Genomic DNA, 1,203 nt, shown 5'->3' with positions numbered 1-1,203 from the left:
TCGCGTACACCAACCAGGAGCGAGACACCATCACCGAACACATCCGTGTCGGTTTAATGAAAAAGAGTGAGTTAGGCAAAGAGAACGTCATCGCAACGAGGCTACGCTCAATCGGCGCGACGGGGGAAGAGCTCACCACCATGATGCCGTATCAAAAAGGCTTGATACTGAGCACCAAGCCCGGTGAGTACGCGGCAATCACTCACGTTGACTCTGAGCATGGCGTAGTAACACTTCAAGACGCAAGTACAGGTAAGACAAGGCCGTTCTTACCGCGTAACCGTGATCACCGTTTCACCACCCTGTTCTCTACGTCAGAAAAGCCACTTTCAACCGGCGATAAAATCATCACCCGTTTTACCGATAAAGAGCGCGGCATTAAAGCCAACGTGGAGTACCGCATCACGCAAGCGAATACAGACAGTGTTATCGCTCAATCTAAGACAGGACAAACACTCAGCCTTAACCCTAATGCGCTTAAAGACGGGCACTGGGACTACGCCTACAGTCGAACCGCAGACATGGCGCAAGGATCCACCTATCAACACGTCATTAGCGCGATACAAAGCAAAGGCGCACTGACCAACTTAAGACGCGCCGGTATCGATGTGACTCGTGCCAGTCAGCACATTCGGCTCTATACCGACAACACAAAACAATTGGTCAAAAGCTGGCTTTCTAAAGAGAGCCATAAAGCCAGTGCGATAGAAACCCTCAACCAAATTCCACCCAAAGACACCACCTACTTTAACCGTAATGCACTCCCTCATGAGGACGTCCGGTTCCAAAATAAAAGCGGTGACTTTGACTACAACACATTTAGGGAGCACATCAATACGCAGCTACCAAAATACACCGAAAGCCTCGCCATTCAGTTATTAGGCCAGCCGAATCAATCCAAATCAGACCGGGATTATTTAACCTTTGGTATTGGAAAATCGGCCATTAAAGTCACCTTAACTGGAGAGCATCGCGGGTATTTCAAAGACTACACCACAGGCGAAAAAGGCGCATTGATTAACCTAATCATGAGTCATAAGGAAATGAATTATAAAGCCGCGATGAATGAAGCGCACAAGATGATCAACGAACCGGAAAAATATCAACTGGAGGAAAACAGTAAACACGACAAATTACTGAGCACCACCCCAAGGCATATTGCGCAGTTTGAAGAACGGGCTAAGGATTATATCAATCAAAGCT

Annotated in this window: 1 pseudogene; it reads left to right on the top strand. The window is 47.6% G+C overall.

Features of this window, described 5'->3' with window-relative positions:
- Positions 1–1,203, top strand: a pseudogene (locus ACED59_RS24505) (conjugative transfer relaxase/helicase TraI); the annotation flags it as partial.

The sequence above is a fragment of the Vibrio sp. FF266 genome, from assembly GCF_041439695.1.
GTDB lineage: Bacteria > Pseudomonadota > Gammaproteobacteria > Enterobacterales > Vibrionaceae > Vibrio > Vibrio tasmaniensis_A.
The sequence above is the reverse complement of the archived record's forward strand: the minus strand, read 5'-3'. Positions and strand labels throughout refer to the sequence as shown.